The organism is Giesbergeria anulus (assembly GCF_900111115.1).
Classification (GTDB): domain Bacteria; phylum Pseudomonadota; class Gammaproteobacteria; order Burkholderiales; family Burkholderiaceae_C; genus Simplicispira; species Simplicispira anulus.
Window position 1 is genome coordinate 279,930 of sequence record NZ_FOGD01000002.1, and the last position, 26,074, is coordinate 306,003.

The 26,074-nt window shown below is 59.3% G+C and carries 17 protein-coding genes and 2 pseudogenes; 5 read left to right on the forward strand and 14 right to left on the reverse strand.

Annotation, left to right across the window (positions count from 1 at the left end; all coding sequences use genetic code 11):
* From BMX55_RS05175 to BMX55_RS05190, 4 genes are all read left to right on the forward strand, one after another.
* On the forward strand, nt 1–1,179 hold the full coding sequence (locus BMX55_RS05175; RefSeq protein WP_091453924.1) for an alpha-hydroxy acid oxidase: 1,179 nt from the start codon (nt 1–3) through the stop codon (nt 1,177–1,179).
* Nucleotides 1,179–2,096 (forward strand): DMT family transporter, encoded by a 918-nt coding sequence (locus BMX55_RS05180; RefSeq protein WP_091453926.1) that lies wholly within the window; start codon nt 1,179–1,181, stop codon nt 2,094–2,096. The genes BMX55_RS05175 and BMX55_RS05180 overlap by 1 nt, the downstream gene beginning before the upstream one ends.
* 139 nt (nt 2,097–2,235) lie before the next feature.
* Nucleotides 2,236–3,798: a methyl-accepting chemotaxis protein gene (locus BMX55_RS05185; protein ID WP_091453929.1), complete on the forward strand. Its 1,563-nt coding sequence runs from the start codon at nt 2,236–2,238 to the stop codon at nt 3,796–3,798.
* A gap of 103 nt (nt 3,799–3,901) precedes the next feature.
* On the forward strand, nt 3,902–5,467 hold the full coding sequence (locus BMX55_RS05190; protein ID WP_091453932.1) for a methyl-accepting chemotaxis protein: 1,566 nt from the start codon (nt 3,902–3,904) through the stop codon (nt 5,465–5,467).
* Nucleotides 5,468–5,478: 11 nt separating this feature from the next.
* Here BMX55_RS05190 and queF read toward each other — a convergent pair whose 3' ends face one another.
* The 7 genes and pseudogenes from queF to BMX55_RS05220 form a co-directional block, all read right to left on the reverse strand.
* The gene (queF, locus tag BMX55_RS05195; RefSeq protein WP_091454855.1) at nt 5,479–6,324 is read right to left on the reverse strand and encodes an NADPH-dependent 7-cyano-7-deazaguanine reductase QueF; all 846 of its coding nucleotides are present in this window, start codon (nt 6,322–6,324) and stop codon (nt 5,479–5,481) included.
* Between the two features lie 18 nt (nt 6,325–6,342).
* Nucleotides 6,343–8,100, reverse strand: coding sequence for a methyl-accepting chemotaxis protein (locus BMX55_RS16825; RefSeq protein WP_091453935.1), 1,758 nt, complete (start codon nt 8,098–8,100; stop codon nt 6,343–6,345).
* A gap of 158 nt (nt 8,101–8,258) precedes the next feature.
* Nucleotides 8,259–9,176: pseudogene (locus BMX55_RS16915) on the reverse strand (methyl-accepting chemotaxis protein); the annotation flags it as partial.
* 465 nt (nt 9,177–9,641) lie between these two features.
* Nucleotides 9,642–10,388 (reverse strand): annotated as a pseudogene (locus BMX55_RS16920) (PDC sensor domain-containing protein); the annotation flags it as partial.
* Nucleotides 10,389–10,418: 30 nt separating this feature from the next.
* Nucleotides 10,419–11,345, reverse strand: a complete 927-nt coding sequence (locus BMX55_RS05210; protein ID WP_245751291.1) for a 2OG-Fe(II) oxygenase — start codon at nt 11,343–11,345, stop codon at nt 10,419–10,421.
* Between the two features lie 19 nt (nt 11,346–11,364).
* A complete protein-coding gene (yaaA, locus tag BMX55_RS05215; protein ID WP_091453938.1) occupies nt 11,365–12,141 on the reverse strand; it encodes a peroxide stress protein YaaA in 777 nt (258 codons plus the stop codon).
* Between the two features lie 144 nt (nt 12,142–12,285).
* Entirely contained in the window at nt 12,286–15,465 is a 3,180-nt protein-coding gene (locus BMX55_RS05220; protein WP_091453940.1) for an Rne/Rng family ribonuclease, read from the reverse strand.
* Between the two features lie 586 nt (nt 15,466–16,051).
* Here BMX55_RS05220 and BMX55_RS05225 point away from each other — a divergent pair.
* Nucleotides 16,052–17,104, forward strand: coding sequence for an RluA family pseudouridine synthase (locus tag BMX55_RS05225; protein ID WP_425432046.1), 1,053 nt, complete (start codon nt 16,052–16,054; stop codon nt 17,102–17,104).
* 90 nt (nt 17,105–17,194) lie between these two features.
* Here BMX55_RS05225 and accD read toward each other — a convergent pair whose 3' ends face one another.
* From accD to asd, 7 genes are all read right to left on the reverse strand, one after another.
* Nucleotides 17,195–18,067, reverse strand: a complete 873-nt coding sequence (gene accD / locus BMX55_RS05230) for an acetyl-CoA carboxylase, carboxyltransferase subunit beta (RefSeq protein ID WP_091453944.1) — start codon at nt 18,065–18,067, stop codon at nt 17,195–17,197.
* Nucleotides 18,068–18,084: 17 nt separating this feature from the next.
* The gene (gene trpA / locus BMX55_RS05235; protein WP_091453947.1) at nt 18,085–18,894 is read right to left on the reverse strand and encodes a tryptophan synthase subunit alpha; all 810 of its coding nucleotides are present in this window, start codon (nt 18,892–18,894) and stop codon (nt 18,085–18,087) included.
* On the reverse strand, nt 18,894–20,162 hold the full coding sequence (trpB, locus tag BMX55_RS05240) for a tryptophan synthase subunit beta (RefSeq protein ID WP_091454869.1): 1,269 nt from the start codon (nt 20,160–20,162) through the stop codon (nt 18,894–18,896). Before trpB ends, trpA begins: the two co-directional genes overlap by 1 nt.
* On the reverse strand, nt 20,140–20,889 hold the full coding sequence (locus BMX55_RS05245; protein ID WP_091453950.1) for a phosphoribosylanthranilate isomerase: 750 nt from the start codon (nt 20,887–20,889) through the stop codon (nt 20,140–20,142). Before BMX55_RS05245 ends, trpB begins: the two co-directional genes overlap by 23 nt.
* A gap of 10 nt (nt 20,890–20,899) precedes the next feature.
* Nucleotides 20,900–21,718 (reverse strand): tRNA pseudouridine(38-40) synthase TruA, encoded by an 819-nt coding sequence (truA, locus tag BMX55_RS05250; protein ID WP_091453954.1) that lies wholly within the window; start codon nt 21,716–21,718, stop codon nt 20,900–20,902.
* Between the two features lie 14 nt (nt 21,719–21,732).
* Nucleotides 21,733–24,486, reverse strand: coding sequence for a motility hub landmark protein FimV (locus tag BMX55_RS05255; protein WP_342707672.1), 2,754 nt, complete (start codon nt 24,484–24,486; stop codon nt 21,733–21,735).
* Between the two features lie 289 nt (nt 24,487–24,775).
* On the reverse strand, nt 24,776–25,885 hold the full coding sequence (gene asd, locus BMX55_RS05260) for an aspartate-semialdehyde dehydrogenase (RefSeq protein WP_091453964.1): 1,110 nt from the start codon (nt 25,883–25,885) through the stop codon (nt 24,776–24,778).
* Between the last annotated feature and the right edge of the window lie 189 nt (nt 25,886–26,074).

Here is a 26,074-nt window from a genome sequence, read left to right on the forward strand (position 1 = left end):
ATGACCGACCTTGCCCATATCACCTGTATTGAAGACCTGCGCCAACTGGCCCAGCGCCGTGTGCCGCGTATGTTTTATGACTATGTAGATACCGGCTCTTACACCGAGAGCACCTACCGCGCCAACGAGGCCGATTTGCAACGCATCCGCCTGCGCCAGCGCGTAGCTATCAACCTGAGCGGGCGCAGCACCCGCAGCACGATGGTGGGCCAGACGGTGGCAATGCCCGTGGCACTGGCCCCCACTGGCCTGACGGGTATGCAGCACGCCGATGGCGAAATTTTGGCCGCCCGTGCGGCGCAAGCCTTTGGTGTGCCGTTCACGCTCTCGACCATGAGCATCTGCTCGATGGAAGACGTGGCAGCGCACACCGGGCGGCACCCGTTTTGGTTCCAGTTGTATGTAATGCGCGACCGTGATTTTGTGGGCCGCCTGATAGATCGGTCTAAGGCGGCAGGCTGCTCAGCGCTGCAACTGACTTTGGATTTGCAATTGCAAGGCCAGCGCCACAAAGACATCAAAAACGGCCTCTCAGTGCCGGTGCGCCCCACGCTGGCGAACCTGCTCAACTTGGCCAGCAAGCCACGCTGGTGCCGCGCTATGCTGGGCACGCCCCGGCGCACCTTTGGCAACATCATCGGCCATGTGCAAGGAGTTGATAGCCTGTCTTCTTTGGGAGCTTGGACGGCAGCGCAGTTTGACCCAACGCTCAACTGGAACGATGTGGAATGGATCAAGCGCCGCTGGGGGGGCAAGCTCGTCCTCAAGGGCATCATGGATGCCGAAGATGCCCGCCTTGCCGTAGCCACGGGGGCCGATGCCATCATCGTTAGCAACCACGGCGGACGCCAGTTAGACGGTGCGCCATCCACCATTGAAGCCTTGCCCGCCATCGCACAGGCCGTGGGCCAACACACAGAGGTGTGGATGGATGGTGGCATTCGCAGCGGGCAAGATGTGCTCAAGGCGCTGGCTTTGGGCGCACGCGGCACCTTGATCGGGCGCAGCTTTTTGTATGGCTTGGGAGCGGCAGGCCAAGCGGGCGTGACGCGGGCGCTAGAGCTTATCCACAAAGAGTTGGACACGACCATGGCCTTTTGCGGCCACACCGATATCCGCACGGTAGATGCTTCGGTGCTGTGGCCGGGTAGCTACCCACAGCCACGGGGGGTCTGCTGATGGCTGCGTCTCCAGATTGGTTATGGGTACCAGTGGTGCTGGTGGCTGCACTGGCGCAAACCGTGCGCAACACAGCGCAGCGCTCGTTAACTTCTGAATTAGGCACCCTGCCCGCCACCTTGGTGCGCTTTTTGTACGGGCTGCCATTTGCGGTGGTCTATTTGGCCGCCTTGTACCTGCTGTTGCCCGCAGCGCGGGTGCTGCCGCAGTTCAGCGCCAGCTATGTCGGCTGGATTGCCTTGGGGGCACTGTTCCAGATTTTGGCAACGGCGGCATTGTTGCGCGCAATGGAGGAGCGCAATTTTGCCGTGGCCGTCACGCTGGCTAAAACCGAAGTGCTGCAAGTAGCCTTGTTTGCTGCCGTGTTCTTGCACGAACTGCCTACTCCTTTGGCCTTGGTGGCGATGGTGCTATCGACGCTGGGTGTGGTCACGCTGTCTCTACCGGGGCGCGGGCAGTGGCTATCTTTGTCAGCTTGGTTAAGCCCGTCGGCCTTGTATGGGCTGGCAGGTGGTGCCTGTTTTGCCATTGCCACGGTATGTTTTCGGGGTGGCGCGCTGGCGCTGGATGCCGCCTCGCCGTGGGTGTCGGGGGCTTGGGGAGTCTTGTTGGCCCAGAGCCTGCAATCGGTCGGGCTGGGGGCTTGGGTTGCTTGGCGCAGCCCGCAGGGGCTGGCACCACTGTGGCGGGCTTGGCGGGTATCGTTGCTGACCGGCGCGATGGGGGCGACAGCTTCTATTGCTTGGTTTACCGCATATGCTTTGCAAAGTGTGGGGCAGGTGCGCACTTTGGGCATGATTGAGGTAGTGTTTAGCTATTTTGTCTCGCGACGTATCTTGAGTGAGCAACTGCTCTGGCAAGAAAAAACCGGCATGCTGATGGTGGTGGCCGGTTTGGTGCTGATTTGCTGGTTTTGATCTGCTTGTGCCCACTGCGGGCCATGCACTGATCGACTAGCCAGGCAGCAAGAAGAAAAAAATACAAAACCACTCGCTCCTGTCCAGTTATAAACTCTCGCGCACCAAAGTAGGACGGTTTTGAGGAGGAGACCCATTCATGCGTGTGAATTTGCCCGTGACAGATCAGGAGTACGATTTTCCTGCACAAAATATGTTGGTGTCTACCACCGACACCACCGGCGTCATCACGCATTGCAACCAAGCCTTTATGGACGCCAGCGGCTACTCTTACGAAGAGCTGGTAGGCCAGCCGCACAACCTGATCCGCCACCCCGATATGCCGCCCCAAGCCTACAAAGACCTGTGGGCCACGGTGGGCCGTGGTCTGCCTTGGTCGGGTATCGTAAAAAACCGGCGCAAAAATGGTGATTTTTACTGGGTGCGCGCTAATGTCACGCCCATCATGGAAAAAGGCAAGCCCACCAGCTACATGTCGGTGCGCACCAAGCCCAGCCGGGCCGAAATCGCCTTAGCCACCGGCCTGTATGCCCAATTGCGTGCCGATTTTGCCGCGCAGCGTGAGTCCTTGCGCTTGCGCCGGGGAGGGGTGGTATATCCCGGACTGCGCGGTGTCTTGCAGCGGCTGCGCCAGCTCGGCGCTACTCCCACGCTGGGCCTGATGCTAGTGGGCATCAGCGCTGTGGCTACGCTGCCGCGTTGGCTGGACTGGCAAGGGCCACTGGCTTGGGGCGCAGAGTTAGCTTTGGTACTGGGCGGCAGTGCCGCCGTGCTCGCTTGGTTCCACAGCCGCATTGTCGGTGGCATACGCTATGCCAGCGACTTTGCCCGCGATATTGCTGCCTGCAACCTCAATGGGCCATTTGACACCTCGCAGTTTGCCAACTCGCTGCAACCGATGGCGCGCAGCCTACAACAGATTCAGGTCAATTTACACGCTGTGGTCGGTGATGTGCGCACCGAGATTTCGGGCTTCATGAAGGCAGCAGACCACATTGCCCAAGGCGGCCACGATCTGTACCGCCACACAGAAGCCCAAGCACGCAGCCTAGAGCAAACGGCCACGGTGATGGAAACTTTGTCTGCGGCTGTACACCAAACGGCGCAGACCGCCGAGCAGGTCTCAGGCGACAGTATGAAAAGTGCTGGGGTGGCCCGCGAAGGCGGCCAAGCCGTGCAGCAGGTAGGCCAAGCCATGCAGGCCATTGAGCAGTCTTCGCGCCAAGTGGGCGACATCATCGCGGTGATTGAAGGCATTGCTTTTCAGACCAATTTGCTGGCGCTCAATGCGGCGGTAGAGGCTGCGCGGGCGGGCGAGCAAGGCCGGGGCTTTGCCGTGGTGGCAGGTGAGGTGCGGGCGCTAGCCCAGCGCAGTGCCCAAGCAGCCAAAGAAATCCGTACCTTGATTGGGGCCTCGGCGCGCCAAGTCAAAGACGGCACCGAGGAAATGGCACAGGCTGGGCGTACCATCGCCGAGGTGGTGGCCTCAGTGTCGCGGGTCAGTGAGTTGGTGCGCCAAATCAGCAATGCCACCACCGAGCAGTCGGTGGGTATTGACCGAGCCAATACGGCCATGATGCAGCTAGAAACCGCAACCCAGCAAAACGCGGCGCTGGTTGAGCAAACAGCAGACGCTGCCGATGCACTCAAGAGCAGCTCGACAGCACTGTCACGTTCCCTAGAAGTGTTTCGCCTCAGTTAACGAGTTTGCGATAAGTTGAAATAAGGCTGAATTTTGTTGCATTGGTGGCCCAAAAATGCTGCCAGCTTGCATATATTCAGGACTTCAACTGAGGATTTGCTCCATGCGCAACAACCTGCCTGTAACGCCACACGAGTTTGACTACTCGGGCCAAGAGTTGCTGATGTCCACCACCGATGCCAGGGGCATGATTACCCACTGCAATGCGGCGTTTTCTAGGGTGAGCGGCTACACTATCAGCGAGCTCATGGGCCAGCCACACAATATGGTACGCCACCCCGACATGCCCCCTGAAGCCTTTAAGGATATGTGGCAAACCATTGGCAATGGCCGTACTTGGGTGGGGGCAGTCAAAAACCGGCGCAAAGATGGCAGTTTTTACTGGGTACGTGCCCACGTCACACCACTGATGGAAAACGGCAAACCCAAGGGCTATATGTCGGTGCGGGTCAAACCCACCCGTGAAGAAGTCCGTGAGGCCGAGGCCCTGTATGTGCGCGTAGTGCAAGAGCGCCAATCTGGGCATCATAGTTTTTATCTGCACGCGGGCCGGGTGCGCCCCACAGGCTGGCGTGACTGGGTAGGGCGCTTGCAGCGCGCTACGTTTACCGAGCGTATGCTGGCCATGATGGTGCCCTTGTGGGCGGTGGCCTTGGTGCCGCAAACGATGGGCTGGGCCAGCAATCCTGCCGTGGTCGCAGGGCAAGTCACACTGGTGTTTTTGGTCTCCGGCATCATGTTGTGGCATTTTCATCAGCGCATTACATTGGCGCTGGCCGATGCCAATCAGTTGGCTATTGGCATTGCGGGTTGCAGTATCTCTGGCGATGAACGGCGAATCCAAGAGCGCCATCCAGTGGCGCTGTTGATGGAGCGTTTGCAACAAATACAAGTCAATATGCGCGCCATTGTGGGTGATGCCCGCGCTGAGATCAACGGCTTTGGTGAAATTGCCGACACCATCGCCTACAGTGCCCAAACACTGGCCGAGCGCACCGACGCGCAAGCCAGCAATTTGGAGCAAACCGCCGCCTCTATGGAGCAGCTCTCCAGCACCGTGCGCCAAGCCGCAGACACAGCCCAGCAAGTGCTGCGCGAGAGTGAGCACAGCGCCGATTTGGCGCGCCGGGGCGGTCAGGTAGTCACAGAGGTGGGAGAGGCCGTACAGTCCATCGAGCAGTCTTCACACAAGATGGGGCAGATTATTGGCACCATTGAGGGCATTGCTTTTCAGACCAATTTGTTGGCGCTCAATGCGGCGGTAGAAGCAGCCCGTGCTGGTGAGCAGGGCCGAGGCTTTGCCGTGGTGGCCGGTGAGGTGCGGGCGCTGGCCCAGCGCAGCGCGACCGCAGCGCGCGAAATCAAAAGTTTGATCGGTGAGTCCAGTGCCCATATTGAGCGCGGAGCCAGCCAGATGCAATCGGCACGCCAAACCATCCAAGAGGTGGTCGAATCAGTGGCCCACGTCAATCAGCTGATGGAGCACATGGGCGCAGCCACCCAAGAGCAATCACAAGGCATTGCGCAAGTCAATCAAGCCGTGACCGAGCTAGACCGCGTGACCCAAGAGAACGCCGCCCAAGTGCAGGAGTCGGCTTCTACCGCCGCAGCGATGAGCACCAACGCCGGGGTGTTGGGGCGCACGCTGGCGGTGTTTCAGTTGCCCTAAGCGGGGTGCATTTATTGCCGCGCTGTACGAACGTTGCGCGGCAGCGCCTGCGGGTGGCTGGTGCGCAGTGGGTTGATGTCTAACCCACCCCGGCGCGTGTAACGGGCATACACCGTCAGTTTGATCGGTTTGCAACGCTCGCGGATATCCATAAAAATGCGCTCGACGCACTGCTCATGAAACTCATGGTGGTTGCGAAAACTCACCAAATATTGCAGCAACCCCTCTTGGTCAATTTGCGGGCCACTGTAGGCAATTTGCACGCTGCCCCAATCGGGCTGCCCTGTAACCAAGCAGTTGCTTTTGAGCAGATGGCTCACCAGCACTTCACTCACTGGGGCTTGGTCAAACTGTGCCGTCAGTAGATCAGGAGCGGGTTGGTAGCGCGTGCACTCCACATCTAGCCTATCGAGCAGCAAACCATCGAGTTCGTGGACTGGCTCGCGGTCAAACACCTCCGGCAAGAGCAGTTTGACGCCCACCGTGGCGGTGCGGTCGGCACCGCGCCACGCAGCCTCACTGACATCGGCGCGGATGCGCGCCTGCACCTCGTCGGCATCGGCAAAGCGGGTGTTGTTCAAACTGTTTAAGTAGAGCTTGAACGATTTGCTTTCGATCAGGTTGGGCGTTTCGCAGGGCACCGTGATGTGGGCCAGCGCCACCTGCGGCTTGCCACGCAAATTGAGCCAAGACAGCTCAAAGGCCGTCCACAGATCAGCCCCAAAAAAGGGCGGCGCTGCCGTGATACCGATCTCACTGCGTTTGCTGGCCCGTGGTAGTGGAAACAGCAAGCTGGGATCGTATTGGTCGGTATAGGCAGAAGCCTTGCCCAACTGGGAGTGTTCAGGGATGTTCAAAGACATGAAGCAAAAAGGTTAAAAGCTTTCCCAGTCGCCATCGTTTTGTGCCGTGGTGGTGCGTGGTGCAGCGGGCGGGGGCAGTGCAGCAGCAGTTTTACGCGGGGGCGGGGTGGTGGACACGCTAGGCCGTGCAGCCGTGGCCGCTGGTAAGGCCGAAGCGTGGCGCACAGTGGGGCGAGTTGCTGGGCTGGCCGCTGCTGGTGGGCGTTGCTGCACCTTGCTGCGCTGGCCGTTGCCGCCCAACTGGAATACCGACACAGTTTGCACCAGTTCTTGTGCTTGCACTTTCAAGCTGCTGGCAGCAGCGGCCATTTCTTCAACCAGCGCGGCATTTTGCTGCGTAGCCTGATCCATTTGCGTTACCGCCTGACCAATCTCAATCACACCAGCGCTTTGTTCTGTGCTGGCGGCACTGATCTCGCCCATGATGTCAGTCACTTGCTGGATACTGCTGACCACCTTGCTCATGGTTTGGCCTGCCTTGTCCACCAAGAGCGTTCCTTGCCCTACGCGATCCACGCTGGCATCAATCAGGGTTTTGATCTCCTTGGCGGCGGCAGCGCTGCGTCCGGCCAAAGCACGCACTTCAGAGGCCACGACGGCAAAGCCACGGCCTTGCTCACCGGCACGGGCTGCCTCTACCGCAGCATTCAGGGCCAAGATATTGGTTTGGAACGCAATACCATCAATCACGCTAATGATGTCGGCAATTTTTTGCGAGCTGGTGTTGATTTCTTTCATGGTTTCAACCACTTGGCCCACCACATCGCCACCTTCGGCAGCCACACTGCTCGCTTGCTGGGCCAGTTGGTTGGCTTGGCGGGCGTTGTCGGCATTTTGGCGTACGGTCGAGCCTAGGTGCTCCATGCTAGAGGCTGTTTGCTCCAGCGCACTGGCTTGGTTTTCGGTGCGTGAAGACAGGTCTTGGTTGCCTTGGGCAATTTCAGCACTGGCGGTAGCCACTGATTCAGAACCTGTACGAACGCTGCTTACCACGCCAATCAGGGAGGTTTGCATTTCGCTCATCGTAGACAGTAAAGTGCCCAATTCATCGTGGTTGCGCACTTCAATGGGGCGGCTCAGATCGCCTTGGGCTATATGGCGAACAGCCTCTACGGCATAGTTCAGAGGGGTGGTGATAGAGCGGATAATAAAAAGGCTCAATGCCACAGTGGCACCAAGAGCAACAATTACGAGCACAATGATTTGCAGGTGTGCTGTTTTGTAGGCAGCATTAGATTTTTTTGCTGAATCTTCACTGCCTTTTTCATTAACTTTAACCAGCTTATCCAGATCATTGCCCATGCTATCAAACATGGGTTTAGATTCTCGCTCCAAAGCTATCTTGGTATCATCATCCAAGCCTTGACTACTTAATTGCAGTGCTCTTTTTTCAATTGCCTGAAGTTTCTGCCATTTTTCAAGATAAGATTTAAAAGCTATTTTTTCTTCTGGCTCAGTTATGAGCGCTTCATAAACTTTCTGAGTTTTTTCGATTTCTTTAATTTGCTCTTGAATAGCCGACTCTATTTTAGAAATGCTGTTTTTATCGGAGTTAATCATGTGCTCCATCATCAACAAACGCAAATCGCTATGCAGCAGATTCATTGTTTTGACAGAGGATATAGATGGCAACCAGTTGGTTGCTAAATCATCTGAAGCATCGCTCATGTCTTTCATCTTGAGCAAGGATGCACCTGCCAAAATCAAAAGCAATACAACAATCAAGCCAAAGGCACCTGATAGGCGGGTGCTTATCTTCCAATTTCCCATGGTCTCTACCTTTCTTCTATTAGTTGAAATAAACCCATTTATTTTGATATATCATGGGTGGAGGATTGCCTGATTGATGGTAACTTAATGCAACTATTGTAAGCTATTGTAAGCTATAGTTGCATCAACGATACCCTGATTGCGTCTATATGGCAACGTCAGAATTTCTCCCAGCCATCATCGTCGGATGTGGCTTTAGCTGATAGGGCCAGAGGCGCTATTGGTTTGGATGCAGCAGACCGCAGTTTTGGAGGTGTCACTGGGGTGGCTGGTTTGCGTACCGAACTGGCGTAAGCTGGGGCGCGTGCATTTGCTCCAGTCTGGGGGCCAGTGTGATGGGTGTTGAGCTTGAAAACGCCCACGGCCTGCACCAACTCCTGTGCTTGGCCCTTCAGGCTGGTGGCAGCGGCGGCCATCTCTTCAACCAAGGCCGCATTTTGCTGCGTTACTTGGTCCATCTGCATCACGGCATCACTCACTTGGCCCACCCCAGTACTTTGCTGCCCGCTGGCGCTACTGATCTCACCCATGATGTCGGTAACGCGCTGGATGGCACTGACCATCTCGGTCATGGTGCGCCCTGCCTGATCGACTTGGCTGGCACCCACCTCGACACGGTTCACGCTGGCGTTAATCAGCTCCTTGATTTCTTTAGCGGCATTGGCCGAGCGTCCGGCAAGGTTGCGCACCTCAGAGGCCACCACCGCAAACCCTCGGCCTTGCTCACCAGCGCGGGCTGCTTCTACCGCCGCATTGAGCGCCAGAATATTGGTTTGGAAGGCAATACCGTCAATCACGCTGATGATGTCGGCAATTTTGCGCGAGCTGTCATTGATCTCGCGCATGGTCTCAATCACCCGGTTCACGGCTTCACCGCCCTGCACCGCGACACTTGAGGCATGGCGGGCTAGCTCGTTGGCTTGGCGGGCGTGGTCGGCATTTTGTGTCACTGCCGAGCCTAGCTGCGACATGGAGGCCGCCGTTTCTTCCAGCGCACTGGCTTGGCTTTCGGTGCGCCCAGACAGATCGTGGTTGCCTTGGGCAATTTCGGTACTGGCAGTAGCCACGCCTTCAGCCCCTTGGCGCACTTTGGCCACCACACCGGCCAAGCCGTTTTGCATTTTTTGCAGTTGTGCCATTAAGCTGTCGTGGTCATGCGGGTGCACGGTAATCGGCTGGCTCAAATCGCCGTCAGCTACACGCGCAGCAATGGCTGTGGCGTGCTCTGGCTCGCCACCCAACGGACGCAACACCATGCGATCCAACGCTACGGCCAAGCCCACTGCCACCAACAGAATGCCCAACAGGCCCAGCCCAGCAGCCAGCCAGCGCTGCTGGTGGATTTTGTCCATGATTTCACTGTTAGGCACGCTAACAGCAAAAGACCAAGGCGTTTTGCTGGCCCCAATATGCAAAGGCATATAAATACGGGTTAGGCTCTGGTTCAGGCGCTCGCTGTGTACTTCAGTGCGCAACATCTGCCCTGCGGCAATAGCTGCTCGTGCTTGGTCGGTGTCGGCACCCTTAGCCATTTCTTTACCTACGTTGGCTGGGTCTTGGTCGGCCAAAAAGATACCTGTGTGCGACAGCAGGCTGGCGTAGCCGCTTTCAAAAATACGCACTTGCGAGGTGATTTTTTGCAGGCTCTCTAGCGTCAAATCGACCCCAGCCACCCCGACAAAGCGGCCATCTACCACAATTGGAACCACCAAACTGGTAATGAGCATTTCTTTGCCACTCACCACGTATTTGTAGGGCTCGATCAGCGTTTCTTCGCCGGTCTTTTTGGGCAGTAGGTAATAGTCACCAGCAACGGGCTTTTCATAATCCGTCAGCGGCTCCACAATCAACTGACCGCTGCCCCGGTTCCAGTAAGGGATGTAACGGCCTGTGGCATCGTGCCCCGGCTGGTTAACATATTCGCTGTCTTTGCCATCAAAAGCATTGGGCTCCCAGCCAGACCACACCGCGAGCAGAGAAGAGTTACCTGCCAACACCCCCTTGAGCAGCGCATCAGCACTGGCACGGTTGGCCAGTCCGGCAGTTTTGAGTTGCCCCAAACCATGGGCCAAGGTACGCGCTGCGTCCATGCCACGTTCTAGGTCTGTCGTCGCTTTGTGACCTTGGCTGGTAGCCAGCTCTTCGGTATAGCGCAATACGCCTTCGTGTTGGAGCTTGCCAGCTTGGTGTGCTAGCACAGTGAGTGTGAGGGCGTAGCCCAAAAACACAATCAGCGCTACCAGCAGCAACAGCCGGACGCGCAGGCTACTCTTGTGGGATGTGGGCATCTTTATCAACTCCGGTAAATCAACAATCAATCAGGTGAACTCGCGCTCACGCATCCATTTGGTGGCTATCCATTTTTCACCCGCCAGCACAGGGGCACCGCCGTGGAGGGTTCGCGTGGAAGGAACGGGTTGGGGGTAACTAAAAAATACTGCGTTACCCTTTTGCGCCGCCACGTTCAGGCCGATCTCTGGGAAGGTCGTACCCCCGCCTTGCTCTGGGGTGTTGAGGTACAGCACAAATGTGCCCACCCGCTGGCCGCCACGGGCCAAAATGCGCGGTGTGCCGGGCTGGCTGGGATCAAAATAATCGTAATGCGGTTTGTACTCTGCACCGGGGCCGTAGTGCAGCACCTGCACGCCCTCGCCGTTTTCTACCGGCCAATGGGCAATTTTGGCTAGCCGCGCTTCAATGCGCGCGATCAGTTCGCTCTCACCACGCTGGAAGAACATGCCATTGCTGGTGCGGTCGGCATTGATTTCTTCGCCGCCGGTTTGGGTGGCTACCGTCAGGGAACGGGCCATGCGTGGGCGCGCTGCCTCGATCAGGGCATCGCATTCTTCAGGCGAGAGCACATTGCCCAACACCACCACACGGGGCAAAGTGATGGACAGCAACACATCGACGTGGCGGTCGCCTGCATCCAAGCGTGCCGGTTCGCCTTGCAGAGCGGGTTCTGGCACAGCCGGGCTGGCGAGGGCGGTTGTGTCGCCAGTGCTACCGATGTCGCTCAAGTGCCCACGCAAGGTGTCTTCTAGGGCTTGCATGGCTACGGCTTCGCTCCAACCGGCCGCCGTCATGGCTTGTATCAGTGCCGGAGCACCAATGTTAGTTTGTGCTTGGCTGATGATCCAAGCGCGCAGCTCAGGCGTAATGGCCGGTGCAGCAACCACACGGGTGGCCGAGGTGGACGCGGAAGTAGTAGCAAAGGTTTCTTGTGCCATGATAGTTTCGCCCATGTAACATTCTCTTACATTCTTACATTTTGCGCCGCCGGAACACTAGCCGGTTTGGTTCCGAGGCATGTGGATCGAAGGCATAGCCTTCAGCACCAAAGCCTAGCAGGTCTTCTGGCTGGGTAGCACGCTGCACGATGGCATGGCGCGCCATCAGACCCCGGGCGCGTTTGGCATGGATACTGACGATTTTGTAGGTGCTGCCTTTCCACTCCTCAAACACACAATCGACCACTCTGGCTTGCAAAGCAGGGCCATCGACCGCCTTGAAATACTCTTGTGATGCCAAGTTGAGTACCACGGGTGCCGGATCACTGGCTTGCTCATTGCGCAAGTGCTTAGCAATTTTTGTACCCCAAAACTGATACAAGCTATGGCCGCTGGCAGTAGCCAAGCGCGTGCCCATCTCTAGCCGATAGGGTTGCATCCAATCTAGTGGGCGCAGTACGCCATACAGGCCACTGAGAATGCGCAGATGCTGCTGCGCCCATTGCAGATCAGCCGCTGGCAGGCTGCGCGCATCCAGCCCCTCATAGACATCACCATTAAAGGCAAGTATGGCTGGGCGGGCATTGCTGGCGCTGAACTGTGGCGACCAAGCGGCATAGCGGGCGACGTTGAGTGCGGCCAAGGCGTCGCTGATTTTCATCAGGGCAGCGAGGTCTTGCGGGGCCTTGGTACGCAGCAGCGCAATGAGTTCGGTGGTCTCTGGCAAAAAGGCGGGCAAGCTGTGCCCCAGCCCGGCGGGCACCGGGGTGTCGTAGTCCAGAGATTTGGCAGGAGACAGCAAGATGAGCATGGCTAAAGAAAGAAGAAATGGGCCGCAACAGAAAAGCGCCGGTCTGTAGGGCACAGACCGGCGCTGGGAAGGACGGTTCAAGTCGGCAAAGCAACAAACAGTGCGGGTGAACGCACTGTGCGCCTTGCCACTTGTGGGGCCGTTTTAGGGTTGGGTGGGCTGTTCTGGCTGTTGTGGCTGCTCACGCTCAAAGGGCAGCACCAACTCGCGCAAGTCGCGGCGGGTTTCTACCAGCACCAGCGGGCCTTCGTCTAGCAGCACCAGCGCCGGGCGTTGGCGCGGCACATGCACAGGACAAGGCTCGGCGGCAATAGCGGCCTGCACGGCAGCTACTTTGGCAGGGTCAGACTGCACCCATTGCAGCCCCACGCTCTCAGCCAAGGCCTGCATTTCACCCACTGGCAGCACAAAAGGCTGCACTGGCGCTGGGGCGCTGCTCTGGGCTGGCACCGAGATGGCTGCCGCAGCCACTGGGGTAGCGGCGGCAGGCTCGGCAACTACTGACACAAGCGCTACTGGCACAGGCGCTACTGGTGCAGGTGCTGCCACGGGGGCCGCTTCAACATGGTTGGCTGGTGCTACCAACGTGACCACTGCGGGCGTAGCCTCGGCTGCTGCCACCTCTGGCGTAGCTGGGGCTGGCTCGGCCACAGGCGGCACCGCTACGGCCACAGCAGGGGCTGGAGCAAAGTAGCTGCGGCGCACGGGCGGCTCGGTGCCTTCAGCGCTAGGAGCTTGGACGGGCAGGTCTTCGCTAGCGCTAGCAGCAGGTGCAGTGGGCTGCTCTTGGCGCTCTTGGCGCTCATCGCGTTCAGCACGCTCGCCACGCTCTGGGCGCTCACCACGCTGGCGGTCACGACCATAGCGGTCGCGGGAGCGGCGCTCGCGGCGCTCTTCGCTAGCCACAGCAGGTGCGGCGGTAGGTTCAGCGCGCTCATTGAGTGCCACCTCCGCCCCAGCGGCTGCTGGAGTCAAAGGCTGGCTCAAGTTGGCATCAGCGGTTTCAGTGATGCGCGCATTGCGCTCACGGCCTTCACCACGGGGGGGACGCTCGCTGCGTTCGCGGCGTGGTTGCTCACTGCGTTCACCACGGTCGGCGCGTTCGCTGCGTTCGCTATTGCGGGGTGGGCGTTCGTTGCGCGGCTCGTTGCCATTGGCCTCGTGGGGCTGCACAGACAGGTTGTGTGCCAGATCGGTGTCTAGGGCTTCGTCGTTGAGCGGGCGGTTGTCCGCTTCGCGGCCACGGCCTCGGTTGGCATTACGCGGCTCGCGGCGCTCGCTGTCAAAGCGCTGTTCGCGTTCGCTATCGCGTGGTGGGCGGGCCTCACTGTTGCGCTGGTCGGCACCGCGCTCATTGTTACGCTCTGGGCGCTCATGGCGGCGGGCGCTGTTGCCGTTGCGCTCGGTACGGTCTGTGCGCTCGTAGCGGTCATTGCGCTCGCCGCGCTCTGCGCCACGGCGTGGGCGGGCCTCGCCGGTGTGGTTGCGTTCGCTGCGCTCGTTGCGGCGGGCCTCGCGGGTGCTGGCCGGGGTGGGCGCGGGTGCCGCTACGGGGCGGCGGGCCACACGGCCAAAGCCAAACAAGCGCTTGAGCCAAGCAAAGAAGCCGCGCTCTGGGGGAGTGGGTGCTGGTGCTGGCTCAGGGGCCGGAGCAGCCGCCGGACGACCACCACGGGGAGGGCGGCTTTCGCCTTCGGCGCGGGGAGCCGCTTGCGGTGCGGGCGCATCGGGCAACACGCCACGAATCAGCGGTGTTTGCTTGTTGGTTGGCTCTTGCGAGCGACGTGTGACGGCGGTGGGGTCTTCAAAGTCTTCGGCCAGCTTGTAGCTAGGCTCGATACCATCCAAGCGCGGATCGTCGTGCTTGAGGCGCTCCAAACGGTAGTTGGGGGTTTCTAGCGTCTTGTTTGGCACCATCAGCACATTGACGCGCTGTTTGAGCTCAATTTTAGAAATCTCAGTGCGCTTTTCATTGAGCAAGAAGCTCGCCACCTCAACCGGCACTTGGCAGTGAACGGCGGCGGTGTTGTCCTTCATGGACTCTTCTTGGATGATGCGCAAAATTTGCAGCGCCGAGCTTTCGGTGTCGCGGATGTGGCCGGAGCCACCGCAACGTGGGCAAGGGATAGACGAGCCTTCAGACAAGGCGGGCTTGAGGCGCTGGCGGCTCATTTCCATCAGGCCAAACTTGCTGATGGTGCCAAACTGCACACGGGCGCGGTCTTGACGCAGTGCGTCGCGCAGGCGGTTTTCGACCTCGCGGCGGTTTTTGCTCTCCTCCATGTCGATGAAGTCGATGACGATCAGGCCGCCCAAGTCGCGCAGACGCATCTGGCGAGCCACTTCGTCGGCGGCTTCCAAATTGGTGCGCAGCGCCGTTTCTTCGATGTCGCCGCCCTTGATGGCGCGGGCCGAGTTGACGTCTACGCTGACCAGCGCTTCGGTGTGGTCAATGACGATGGCTCCGCCGCTGGGCAGTTGCACCGTGCGCGCATAGGCCGATTCAATCTGGTGCTCGATTTGGAAACGCGAGAACAGTGCGGCATCGTCGCGGTAGCGTTTCACGCGGCTGGCGTGCTCAGGCATGACGTGGGCCATGAACTGCTGTGCCTGCTCGTAAATGTCGTCGGTGTCGATCAGGATGTCACCGATGTCGGCATTGAAGTAATCGCGGATAGCGCGAATCACCAAGCTCGACTCTTGGTAAATCAGGAAGGCACCCTTGCTCGACTTGGCCGCGCCGTCAATGGCGTTCCAGAGTTTGAGCAGGTAGTTCAAGTCCCATTGCAGTTCTGGGGCTGTGCGGCCAATGCCCGCCGTGCGGGCAATGATGCTCATACCATTGGGGTAGTCGAGCTGATCCATCGCCTCTTTGAGTTCGGCGCGGTCTTCACCCTCAATGCGGCGCGAGACGCCACCGCCACGGGGGTTGTTGGGCATCAGCACGACATAGCGACCGGCCAAACTGATAAACGTGGTCAGGGCTGCGCCCTTGTTGCCGCGTTCTTCTTTTTCGACTTGGATCAGCAGCTCTTGGCCTTCGCGGATGACATCGTTGATGCGCGCTTGGCTGGGCGAGACGCCGGGGGCAAAGTATTGCTTAGAGATTTCTTTGAACGGCAAAAAGCCGTGGCGGTCTTCGCCGTAATCGACAAAGCAGGCTTCTAGGCTGGGCTCTACGCGGGTAACGACCGCTTTGTAGATGTTGCCCTTGCGCTGTTCACGCCCTTCGATTTCGATCTCGTAGTCCAGCAACTTCTGGCCATCAACAATCGCCAGACGACGTTCTTCGGGCTGGGTGGAGTTAATCAGCATCCGCTTCATGATGCGTTTCCTTTTTTTCTGCTGGGCAGCGCAGCACACCAACCTCAATGCTGGGTTGCTGCAGCCCGTGATTCCAAACAAACAACAGGCCCAATACGGGCCAACGATGCCTGGACTGACGCCTTGAAACGAAGGGAATTGCCGGGTATGCCAAAGGCCGCTGGGCTGTAGGTTAGCTCAGCGGGGGAGGCAAGGGCGCGTGGATGGGAGCGGGCCTGAGAATCTGTAGCTTTGCCATTGCAACAATGGCTGCTGGCGCAGGCAGGATGGGTACTGGCAGGCTGTTGTGTGCCCATAGCGGTGGCACGAGCCACCGCCCCAAGGTCTGTAACAACATCGCCAGCATCAACATGTTCGCTTTGATCCGCTGGCAGTTGCACCCCCGTGGGGTGAACTGCCAGATGGGGTATTCCGTATCTGTATTTCAATTGCGTCAGCCTGCCGTGCATCATGCGGGCCAAGGCAGGCGACGGGCCTGCGATTCTTGCGTGCATGACACCCGCTGGCATCGACCGGCCTGCGCGCGGGGAAATGGCCGTGTGGACTAAACTCCAGACGAATCAACCACTGACAAAACGCTGCGCAGGTGAACCAGATTATAGGCGGCAAAACCCCGCAACCCCGGCATATTGCCACCCCCTCCCAGAGCCCTGCTGGCGCTGCTGGCACGCAAGCTGTGCGCTTGCTGCTGGTCGATGCCGACTCCAGCGGCCAGCGGCTCGACAACTTTTTGATGCGCCACCTCAAGGGGGTGCCCAAAACCCATGTGTATCGCATCATCCGCAGTGGCGAGGTGCGTATCAACAAGGGCCGCGCCAGCGCTGACACCCGTGTGCAAGAGGGCGACAGCGTGCGTCTGCCGCCGGTGCGTGTGTCAGAAAAAATGGCCGACAAGGCGGCGCATCCAGCGCCAGCGCGCGAGTTTCCGCTGCTGCACGAGGATGAGCACGTCATCGCCATCGACAAGCCTGCCGGTGTGGCCGTGCATGGTGGCAGTGGTGTGAGTTTTGGCGTGATTGAACAATTGCGCCAAGCACGGCCCCAAGCCAAATTTTTGGAGCTGGTGCATCGCCTTGACCGCGAGACCTCCGGCATCTTGCTGGTAGCCAAAAAGCGCAGTGCGCTGGTGCATCTGCAAGACCAATTTCGCGAACGCGAAACCGGCAAGACCTATCTGGCATTGGTGCAGGGCACTTGGCCTGCCAAGCTCAAGGTGATTGACACGCCACTGCACAAATACCTGCTGCCCGATGGCGAGCGCCGCGTGCGCGTGACCACCCCAGACGACCCAGACGGCATGCGCTCGATCACGCTGGTCAAGGTGCGGGCTACGGCGGCGGCCCGGCCTGTGCAGGGCTTGCCCGCCATGAGCCTGTTAGAAGTGACCATTAAGACGGGGCGCACGCACCAAATTCGCGTCCATTTGGCATCGCAAGGCCACCCGATTGCAGGGGACGATAAATATGGTGATTTTGACCTAAACAAGCGCCTGCAAAAAGTGGGCTTGAAACGCATGTTTCTGCACGCTTGGCGCTTGCAGTTTACCCACCCGGCCAGCAGTGAGCGCCTGCAACTGTTGGCGGAGTTGCCACCGGAGTTGCTGGCTTTTGCGCCAACGTCAACGTCAACGTCAACGTAAACGTAAACCAAGACAGCATCACCCGGCACTAGGCGGGTGGATGCCACAGGCCCAACCGCCTGACCTTAAAAGCAGGTAAGGGGTGGTGCCTTATGCCACTGCGTCTGCTGGCAGCCGCTGCAACATGGCCAAGCTGCTGGCAATGGTGGCGCGCAAATCACGACGGTCGCAAATCAGATCGACAGCGCCCTTTTCTAGCAAAAACTCGGCGCGCTGGAAACCTGCGGGCAAAGTCACGCGCACGGTAGATTCAATCACGCGTGGGCCAGCAAAGCCGATCAGGGCTTTGGGTTCGGCAATGACCAAATCCCCGACAAAGGCAAAGCCAGCACTGACACCGCCCATCGTCGGGTCAGTAAGCACGCTGATATAGGGCAGGCCCTTTTTAGCCAGCCGGGTCAGGGCCGCATTGGTCTTGGCCATCTGCATCAGCGACAGCAGCCCCTCTTGCATCCGGGCCCCCCCGGTGGCAGTAAAGCAAATAAACGGCACTTTTTGCTCAATCGCGGTTTCGACGCCGCGCACAAAGCGCTCACCGACCACACTGCCCATGCTGCCGCCCATGAACTCAAACTCAAAGCAGGCTACGACCACATTGATGCTTTGCACGGCACCGCCAAACACCACCAAGGCATCGGTCTCGCCGGTGCTTTCTAAGGCTTCTTTGAGGCGTTCGGGGTATTTGCGGCTGTCTTTGAACTTGAGCGCATCCACCGGAATGACTTCTTGGCCGATCTCATAGCGGCCTTCGGGGTCTAAAAAGGCATCGAGCCGCGCCCGCGCACCAATGCGGTGGTGATGCTTGCACTGCGGGCAAACACACTGGTTGTGCTCTAAGTCGGTTTTGTACAGCACCGCATCACAGCTGGGGCACTTGATCCACAGCCCTTCGGGCATCTGGCGGCGCTCGGTGGGGTTGGTGGGCTGGATGCGCGAAGGCAGAAGTTTTTCTAACCAAGACATGGTTGCTTCCTTGGGGTTTAAGCGTCAAGGGCTTTGCGGATACCACGCATAAAGTCGATGATGATGGGTACGACTTTTTCGTAGGGCTGGTTTTCTAGCAACTGGATGATGCGCGTGCCAATCACCACGGCATCGGCCACCCTGCCAATGGCTTGGGCGGTGGCAGCATCACGGATGCCAAAGCCCACCCCGACGGGGATTTTCACATGCTCACGGATGCGTGGCAGCATGGCCTCCACCGCCGCAGTATCCAGCGCTGCTGACCCCGTGACGCCTTTGAGCGACACATAGTAGACATAGCCGCTGGCCACCCGTGCCACTTGGGCCATGCGCTCAGGGGTAGAGGTGGGAGCCAACAGGAAGATCAAATCCATGTTGTTGGCACGCAACTGGGCGGCAAACGCCTCGCATTCTTCAGGCGGATAGTCAACAATGAGGACGCCATCCACCCCCGCAGCAGCCGCATCGCGCACAAAGGCACCTTCGCCGTGGAGTTGGTCGTAGCGCTCTACCGGGTTAGCGTAGCCCATCAACACCACCGGGGTAGTGCGGTTGCGTTTGCGAAATTCGCGCACATGGCCCAGCACCTGCACCATACCCACGCCCAAAGCCAGCGCTTTTTCTCCGGCTTTTTGGATCACTGGGCCATCGGCCATCGGGTCAGAAAAGGGCACGCCCAGTTCAATCACATCGGCCCCAGACTCAACCATGGCGTGCATCAGTGCCGGGGTGATGTCGGCAAACGGGAAGCCTGCCGTAACGTAAGGAATCAGGGCCTTGCGGCCCTTGGCTTTCAATTGTTCAAACGTGGTTTGGATACGGCTCATTACTTGCTTTCTCCGCCCTTGACGCTCAGGCCGCGCATGGAGGGGCGGTCGTAAAAATCTTCTCCGGACAGGTCGGCCACGGTGCCAATGTCTTTGTCGCCCCGGCCCGACAGATTGACCAAAATGGATTGGTCAGGGCGCATGGTTTTAGCCAGCTTCATGGCATAGGCAAAGGCGTGGCTAGACTCTAGTGCCGGAATGATGCCTTCGGTGCGGCAGAGGTAGTGGAAAGCGGCCAGCGCTTCTTTGTCGGTAATGCCCACATATTCGGCGCGGCCCAGTTCTTGCAACCAAGCATGCTCTGGCCCGACGCCGGGGTAATCCAGCCCAGCGCTGATGCTGTGCGTTTCCATGATCTGGCCGTTGTCATCTTGCAAGATGAAGGTGCGGTTGCCATGCAGCACGCCAGAGCTGCCTTTTTGCAGCGAGGCCGAGTGCTTGGCCGTATCCAGTCCCTCACCGGCAGCTTCTACGCCAATCAGGCGGGTCTTTTCATAAGGGATGTAGGGGTGGAAAATACCCATCGCATTGCTGCCACCACCCACACAGGCCACCACCACATCGGGCTGCTCGGCGGCCATCTTTTGCTCGGCGAGCATGGCGGGCATTTGTGTCAGGCATTCGGTGCCGATCACGCTTTGGAAATCGCGCACCATCATCGGGTAGGGGTGTGGCCCAGCCACGGTGCCAATGATGTAGAAGGTGTTGTCTACATTGGCTACCCAGTCGCGCATAGCCTCGTTCAGGGCATCTTTGAGGGTTTTACTGCCCGACTCTACTGGCACCACGGTAGCGCCTAGCAGCTTCATGCGAAACACATTGGGGCTTTGGCGTTTGACGTCTTCAGCACCCATATAGACGATGCACTCTAGGCCATAGCGGGCGCAAATGGTGGCAGTAGCTACGCCGTGCTGACCGGCACCGGTCTCGGCAATGATGCGCGGCTTGCCCATGCGCTTGGCCAGCATGGCCTGCCCAATCACGTTGTTGATTTTGTGCGCGCCAGTGTGGTTCAAATCTTCACGCTTGAGGAAGATTTGCGCTCCGCCCATTTCTTGGCTGGTGCGGGCCGCGTGGTACACCGGGGAGGGCCGCCCGACGAAGTGGGCCAATTCGTAGTTGAATTCAGCCACAAACTGCGGGTCGTGCTGGTAGCGGGCATAGGCCTCGCGCAACTCTTGCAGCGCAAAGGTCAGGGTTTCGCTGGCAAAGCTGCCACCGTAACGGCCAAAGTGGCCAGAAGCATCAGGGTACTGGTAGGAAGCCATGAGAGGTATTTGCAAGTTGGGCATCGGCTGCACGCACGGCAGCGACGAAGCGATAAATCTTGTTGGCGTCTTTGACGCCCCGCAGGGGTTTGCCATCGGGGCCGTCTTGTTCGACGCCGGAGCTGACATCAACGGCCAGCGTTTTGCAACGCGGGCGCACCTGCACGATGCCATCGCTCACGTTTGCAGGCGTAAGTCCACCAGACAAGACGAGGTGAGCGTTGACGCTTGGAGGAAGGAGTGACCAATTGAATACCTTGCCGCCACCGCCGTAGCCGTCCACATGGGCGTCGAGCAAAATGGCCTGCGCTGGGGAATAGGAAGCTGCGTATTTTACGAGGTCAAACTGTGCCGCGTCATCGCCTAAGGGTATTCTGGCGGCACGAACAAAGGGCCTAGCACCATTGGCGGTGGCGGCCATGCAATCTGCCAACGATTCATCGCCATGAAATTGGGCCGTGGCCCCCGCGATGTGGGCACAAGCAGCCTGCACCTGCGCCGCAGACTCATTGACAAACAACAGCACTGGGGTGACAAAAGGCGGCAGGCGCTGGGCCAGTTGTGCAGCACGTTGCACGGTCACGGCTCGCGGGCTGGGTGCATAAAGCACAAAACCAATGGCATCGACGCCAGCGGCCACAGCGGCATCTACATCCTGCTCGCGCGTCAGGCCACAAATTTTGATACGGGTGCGGTGCAGCGCAGCGCGAGAAGCAGACAAAGTCATGGTGGCGCGATCAGGGAAGCCAATCAAAGGCGGGGGTGCGTTCTGGCAGGCCCCACACTGGGTCGTACACCGGCCCCAAAAAATACAGCCCATCGGCGGCAAAGGTGGGGGCCGCCACTTTGCGCGAGCGCGCCTGCAATACCTCACTGACCCAATGGGCGGGTTGGGTGCCACGCCCCACGGCCACCAAGCAGCCCATGAGGTTGCGGATCATGTGGTGCAAAAAGGCGTTGGCCTCGAACTCAAAACGCCAGTAGCACACCGGAATGCCCATGCCAGTGCGCCCGGCACCCATGAGCTGCTGGCTGATGTCAAGGCGGCGCAGGGTTTTCACCGGCGACAGCGCCTGACAAGCCGCTGCCCGAAACGAGCTGAAATCATGCTCTCCCAGCAACTGGGCGGCAGCTGCGCGCATGGCATCGCCATCCAAGGCATCAAACACCCAGCCCACGCGCCCAGCCTCGACACTGGGACGCACGGGCGACTGCAACAGCACATAGGCGTAACGCCGTGCTGTGGCACAGGCGCGGGCATGGAAAGCATCGGGCACGGCGTGCGCCCATTGCACGGCAATATCTGGTGGCAAAAAGGCATTACTGCCACGCACCCAAGAGGCGGTAGAGCGCTGCACGGGCGCATCAAAATGCACCACCTGCATCAACCCATGCACCCCGGCATCAGTGCGCCCAGCGCACAAAGTATGCACCGGCTGCGTCGCCAAGCGACTGAGCGCGGCCTCCAGCCGATCTTGCACTGTTTGCCCCGAAGACTGGCTTTGCCAGCCTTGATAGGCCTGACCGTTGTAGCTGACCCCTAGGGCCATTCGCATACCAGGCACGACTTTTAGGACAGATCAGCCAACAAACTTTGCGCCTTGGCCTTGAGCGCCCCAGACGATTCGGCAATCACCTCTTCAATCAGGGTACGGGCACCGTCGCTATCGCCAATGGCATTGAACTCTTCTGCCAAAGCGAGTTTGGTTTCTAGCGGGTCTTCCGATTGGCCTTCAAAGGGACCGTCTTGCTCTAAGGCTGCCACCGCTTCGTTGGTAGCAGTAGAGGCGGCGGGGGCTGGAGCCTCTGCCGACATACTGCCCAAATCAAAGTCCATCATTTGCGAATCAGTGGCTGGGGCGGTGCTGACTTCAAACTCTGGCAAGGGGGCTGGAGCAGGGCTGGCCTGCTCAGAAGGCATATCCAGCGAGAACTCTAGATCGGCCATAGCAGACGTGGCAGGGGCCGTGGGTAAGTCCAGCGCGGCGGGCGGTACTGGCGCAGGCGCTGGCACCGTAGGTAAGTCGGGCACATCCCACGACAAGCCCATATCTTGCGTTGCAGGCGCAGGCGTTGACACTGCTGGCGCTGACACCGGTGGCGGTGGCGAAACTGGCCCAGTATCTAGCATCGGCATGGTCAGTTCGGGCATCTCGGTGGCCGACGCGATAGCGGCGGCAAAGCCACCAGGGTCGGCTGCAGCATCTTCGGCGGGGGTGTCGTGCAGTTCGAGGTCGAGATCGAAATCGAGTTCAGGCGGCAACTGCCCGCCCACACCAGCGGGTGCTGCATCGCTCAAGCTACTGGCAACACTACCCACAACACCTGCTGCTGCACCAGCCAGTGCGGGCTGACCGCCGGGTTGATACATCGGATTGCCCGCATCAACTTCGCGGCCCAATTCGACCATCCGCTCCCAGTCCGGGCCTTGTCCTTTGGTCAATTGGTAGACGTCAGAAGCCACGGCTTGCAGAGCCTTACGATCGTGGCGCTTGGCATAAATTTCACCCAATTTCGTGTGGATGGCGATGCGCTCAGGGGTATGGCGCAAGGCTTCTTTGAGGATTTCTTCAGCCTGCAAATCACGGCCATAAGCCAGATAGACATCGGCCTCGGCTACCGGATCAACATCACCACCAGCGTCAAGCTGGCTGGGGCTGTAAGACATGGACGAAGATGCGCCGGTGCTGGACTGCGCAGCACCGGTGGTATCGACCTGTTGGCCGCCGCTGGTATTGAAGAAAGAATCGGGCTGGAGCTTGCTTTCAAAGAATGAGCTGTCCACCGACTCCTTGGCTTTACGCTTTTGGATGACGCGATAGGCGCCGTAACTGGCCAGCAAAGCCAGTATGCCAATACCACCCAAGGGCACCAGCGGATCTTCTAGCAGGCCACTGATGAAACTGGACTCCTCTGCGGTAGGCGCTGGTGTGGGGGCAGGGGCTGGCGGAGGTGGTGCAGGAGCCTCAACTGGTGCCGGTGCAGGAGTTTCTGCTGGTGCAGGAGTAGGTGCTGGCTCCGGCGCTGGTGCAGGAGTAGGTGCTGGTTCGGGCGTTGGGGCAGGAGCAGGGGTTTCTGGCACTGGCGCAGGAGCGGGTGCTGGTTTTTCTGCCGCTGGAACTGGGGCTGGCGCTGGCTTGGGTGCCAGTGCAGGGGCAGTGATATCGGCGTTGAGCTTGTTCAAATCCTCGATGTTCTTGGCAAGCTCTTGGGCACGGGTGCTAGCCTCGCTCTTTTGCTTGGCTTGCGCTAACTTTTCTTCTGCGGCTGCCTTTTGCGCGCTCATAGCCCCCTTAGACAGCGTGAGCTTGTCGGGTGCGGCATTGACGGAGCGCTTGTCTTCGACGCGAGTTTGCACTGCCCCGGTGGCCGAGCGGTCTGCGGCAGCCACTTGGGCCACTGGCGCAGTGGCGGCCAAGCGGCGGCGGAACTCATTGAAATCACGGCTCTGCGCCGCCATGATCTGGCGCGCTTGGGCTGGTGGCACGGTTTGCGCCTGCTCGGCATTGGGCACTTCTAGCACAGCCCCTGCCTTGAGGCGATGGATATTGCCTTGCGCAAACGCCTCTGGGTTGGCCCGCAATAGGGCCACCAACATCTGATCGAGTGAGACACCGGCGGCACGACGACCCTCGGCAATGCGCCCGGCGGTGTCTCCAGGACGCGCCTTGACCGTCATGTGATCGGCAGTAGGCCCGGCAGCAAGAACAGCTTCGCGGGGGGGTAATGTGGTGCGCGTGGTGCGCGGCGCTGGCGCTGTTACTGGTGCTGGCTCAGGGGCAGCTACTGGTGCTTGCGCTGCGGGCTGTGCTTGGCTAATTGGTTCAATCTCCACCGGGGCTGGCACTGTTGGCGTGGCCGTCGGTGCAGATGCAGATGCAGGTGCAGGTGTGGGCACTGGAGCGGGCGCAGGCGTAATTTGTGGCGCTGCAGCCAAAGTAACCGGCGCACGGCGCAACGCTGGCGGATCAAACAACATGGTGTAGCTGCGCGTGATGCGCCCAGTACCCCAAGAGGCATCAATCACCAGATCGACAAACGGGTCATTCACAGGCCGGTCGCTAGACAGCTGTAACACCATGCGCCCGTTGGCGCGGCGCTCCAGCCGCACACGCATTTGCGTGACGACGGGGGAGTATTCCATGCCCTGACTGCGAAAAATCTCTGCGGCGGCTGGACTAGCACGCAGGGTATCGGCTTCGGCGGGACTGATCTGGGGCAGTTCGATCTCAGCGCGCAAAGGCTCGCCCAGGGCGGACTGCACTGTGATTTGTCCTAGGGCCAGAGCCGAAGCGTCAGCGGCATACAGGCCAAGGGTCGCCACGACCGCTCCTGCCAGCGCAGAGTATTTCCAACGATGCATGGTTGCTATCAACTGATAAGAAAAGAGAGGCCCGATCAAGCGGACTTGCAGACAAGAAAAACTAGCGCTTGTGCCACTTGGAGAACGATCAAAACACCATAGCAGCAATGCCTTGGCCTGACAAGAACAGCTGCGTTTTACGCTGGTCTGGGTCTATCAATCGCGCCCCGTGGCACCCGGTGTGTTGTCCCCTGACAACGGGGCGTAATCGGGTGTTTCCAATGGACACACCCGGTTTTGAGTCCGCCGATCAGGCAGCCAGCAAAATACGCAACATGCGACGCAGCGGCTCGGCAGCACCCCACAGCAGTTGGTCGCCAATCACAAAAGCCGACAGGTACTCAGGCCCCATGTTGAGCTTGCGCACCCGACCCACACCCACTTGCAGGCCACCAGTGATGGAAGCGGGGGTCAGCTCCTTGACGGTGATAGCACGGTCATTGGCTACCCACTTCACCCAAGGGTTGCCGCCTTGGATGATGGCTTCGATCTCAGCCAGTGGCAGGTCTTTCTTGAGCTTGAGCGTCAGGGCCAAGCTGTGGCAGCGCATAGCACCGATACGCACGCACAGGCCATCGACGGGGATGGTGGCTTCAGTGCCCAAAATCTTATTGACTTCGGCTTGGCCCTTCCACTCTTCTTTGGATTGGCCGTTAGGCAGTTGTACGTCAATCCAAGGGATCAGGCCACCGGCCAATGGTGCGCCGAAGAACTCGGTGGGCACATCTTCACGGATGGTCTTAGCGACTTTGCGGTCGATGTCCAAAATAGCCGAAGCGGGGGTAGCCAGCTCATCAGCCACCGCCGCATGCACCACGCCCATGCCTTTGAGCAACTCGCGCATGTGGTTGGCACCACCGCCCGAAGCGGCTTGGTAAGTCATGGAGCTAACCCATTCCACCAGATCGGCCTTGAACAGACCGCCCAAACCCATCAGCAAGATGGAGTTGGTGCAATTGCCGCCAATCCAGTTCTTGCCGCCTGCGGCCAGTGCCTTTTGGATCACGTTGTCGTTGACGGGATCGAGCACGATGACGGCATCTTGCTCCATGCGCAGCGAAGAGGCCGCGTCAATCCAGTGGCCTTGCCAGCCTGAAGCGCGCAGCTTAGGGAACACTTCTTTGGTGTAGTCGCCACCTTGGCAGGTAATGACGATGTCGCACTGGGCCAGTGCAGCGATGTCATTGGCATCTTGCAGCGCAGTGTGTGCCTTGGCTTGCGCTGGGGCCTTGCCGCCTGCGTTGGATGTAGAAAAGAAGATGGGTTCAATCAGGTCGAAGTCACCCTCGGCCTGCATACGATCCATCAACACCGAGCCGACCATACCGCGCCAGCCGACCAAACCTACCAATTTGCTCATTTCAAGCCCCTTCGATGATAAAAAACGTTACCACACCGTAGGGGCTGATCGGTTGCCCGGCTCGTCTGGCCGGGAAGGGGCGCACGACGATACCGGAGCTGGATCAGCCCTTAATGGTCGTGGTTTTGGTGATGGTTGCGCGCACGGCCCCGCCTGCCATGATGGCAGAGGCGTTGTTCAGCAGGAACT

What these genes read in the sequence shown, in the direction of transcription:
- BMX55_RS05175 (WP_091453924.1), top strand. Translation starts at nt 1, where the DNA reads ATGACCGACCTTGCCCATATCACCTGTATTGAAGACCTGCGCCAACTG.
- BMX55_RS05180 (WP_091453926.1), top strand. Translation starts at nt 1,179, where the DNA reads ATGGCTGCGTCTCCAGATTGGTTATGGGTACCAGTGGTGCTGGTGGCT.
- BMX55_RS05185 (WP_091453929.1), top strand. Translation starts at nt 2,236, where the DNA reads ATGCGTGTGAATTTGCCCGTGACAGATCAGGAGTACGATTTTCCTGCA.
- BMX55_RS05190 (WP_091453932.1), top strand. Translation starts at nt 3,902, where the DNA reads ATGCGCAACAACCTGCCTGTAACGCCACACGAGTTTGACTACTCGGGC.
- BMX55_RS16825 (WP_091453935.1), bottom strand. Translation starts at nt 8,100, where the DNA reads ATGGGAAATTGGAAGATAAGCACCCGCCTATCAGGTGCCTTTGGCTTG.
- BMX55_RS05210 (WP_245751291.1), bottom strand. Translation starts at nt 11,345, where the DNA reads ATGGGCGAAACTATCATGGCACAAGAAACCTTTGCTACTACTTCCGCG.
- yaaA (WP_091453938.1), bottom strand. Translation starts at nt 12,141, where the DNA reads ATGCTCATCTTGCTGTCTCCTGCCAAATCTCTGGACTACGACACCCCG.
- BMX55_RS05220 (WP_091453940.1), bottom strand. Translation starts at nt 15,465, where the DNA reads ATGAAGCGGATGCTGATTAACTCCACCCAGCCCGAAGAACGTCGTCTG.
- accD (WP_091453944.1), bottom strand. Translation starts at nt 18,067, where the DNA reads ATGTCTTGGTTAGAAAAACTTCTGCCTTCGCGCATCCAGCCCACCAAC.
- trpA (WP_091453947.1), bottom strand. Translation starts at nt 18,894, where the DNA reads ATGAGCCGTATCCAAACCACGTTTGAACAATTGAAAGCCAAGGGCCGC.
- trpB (WP_091454869.1), bottom strand. Translation starts at nt 20,162, where the DNA reads ATGGCTTCCTACCAGTACCCTGATGCTTCTGGCCACTTTGGCCGTTAC.
- BMX55_RS05245 (WP_091453950.1), bottom strand. Translation starts at nt 20,889, where the DNA reads ATGACTTTGTCTGCTTCTCGCGCTGCGCTGCACCGCACCCGTATCAAA.
- truA (WP_091453954.1), bottom strand. Translation starts at nt 21,718, where the DNA reads ATGCGAATGGCCCTAGGGGTCAGCTACAACGGTCAGGCCTATCAAGGC.
- asd (WP_091453964.1), bottom strand. Translation starts at nt 25,885, where the DNA reads ATGAGCAAATTGGTAGGTTTGGTCGGCTGGCGCGGTATGGTCGGCTCG.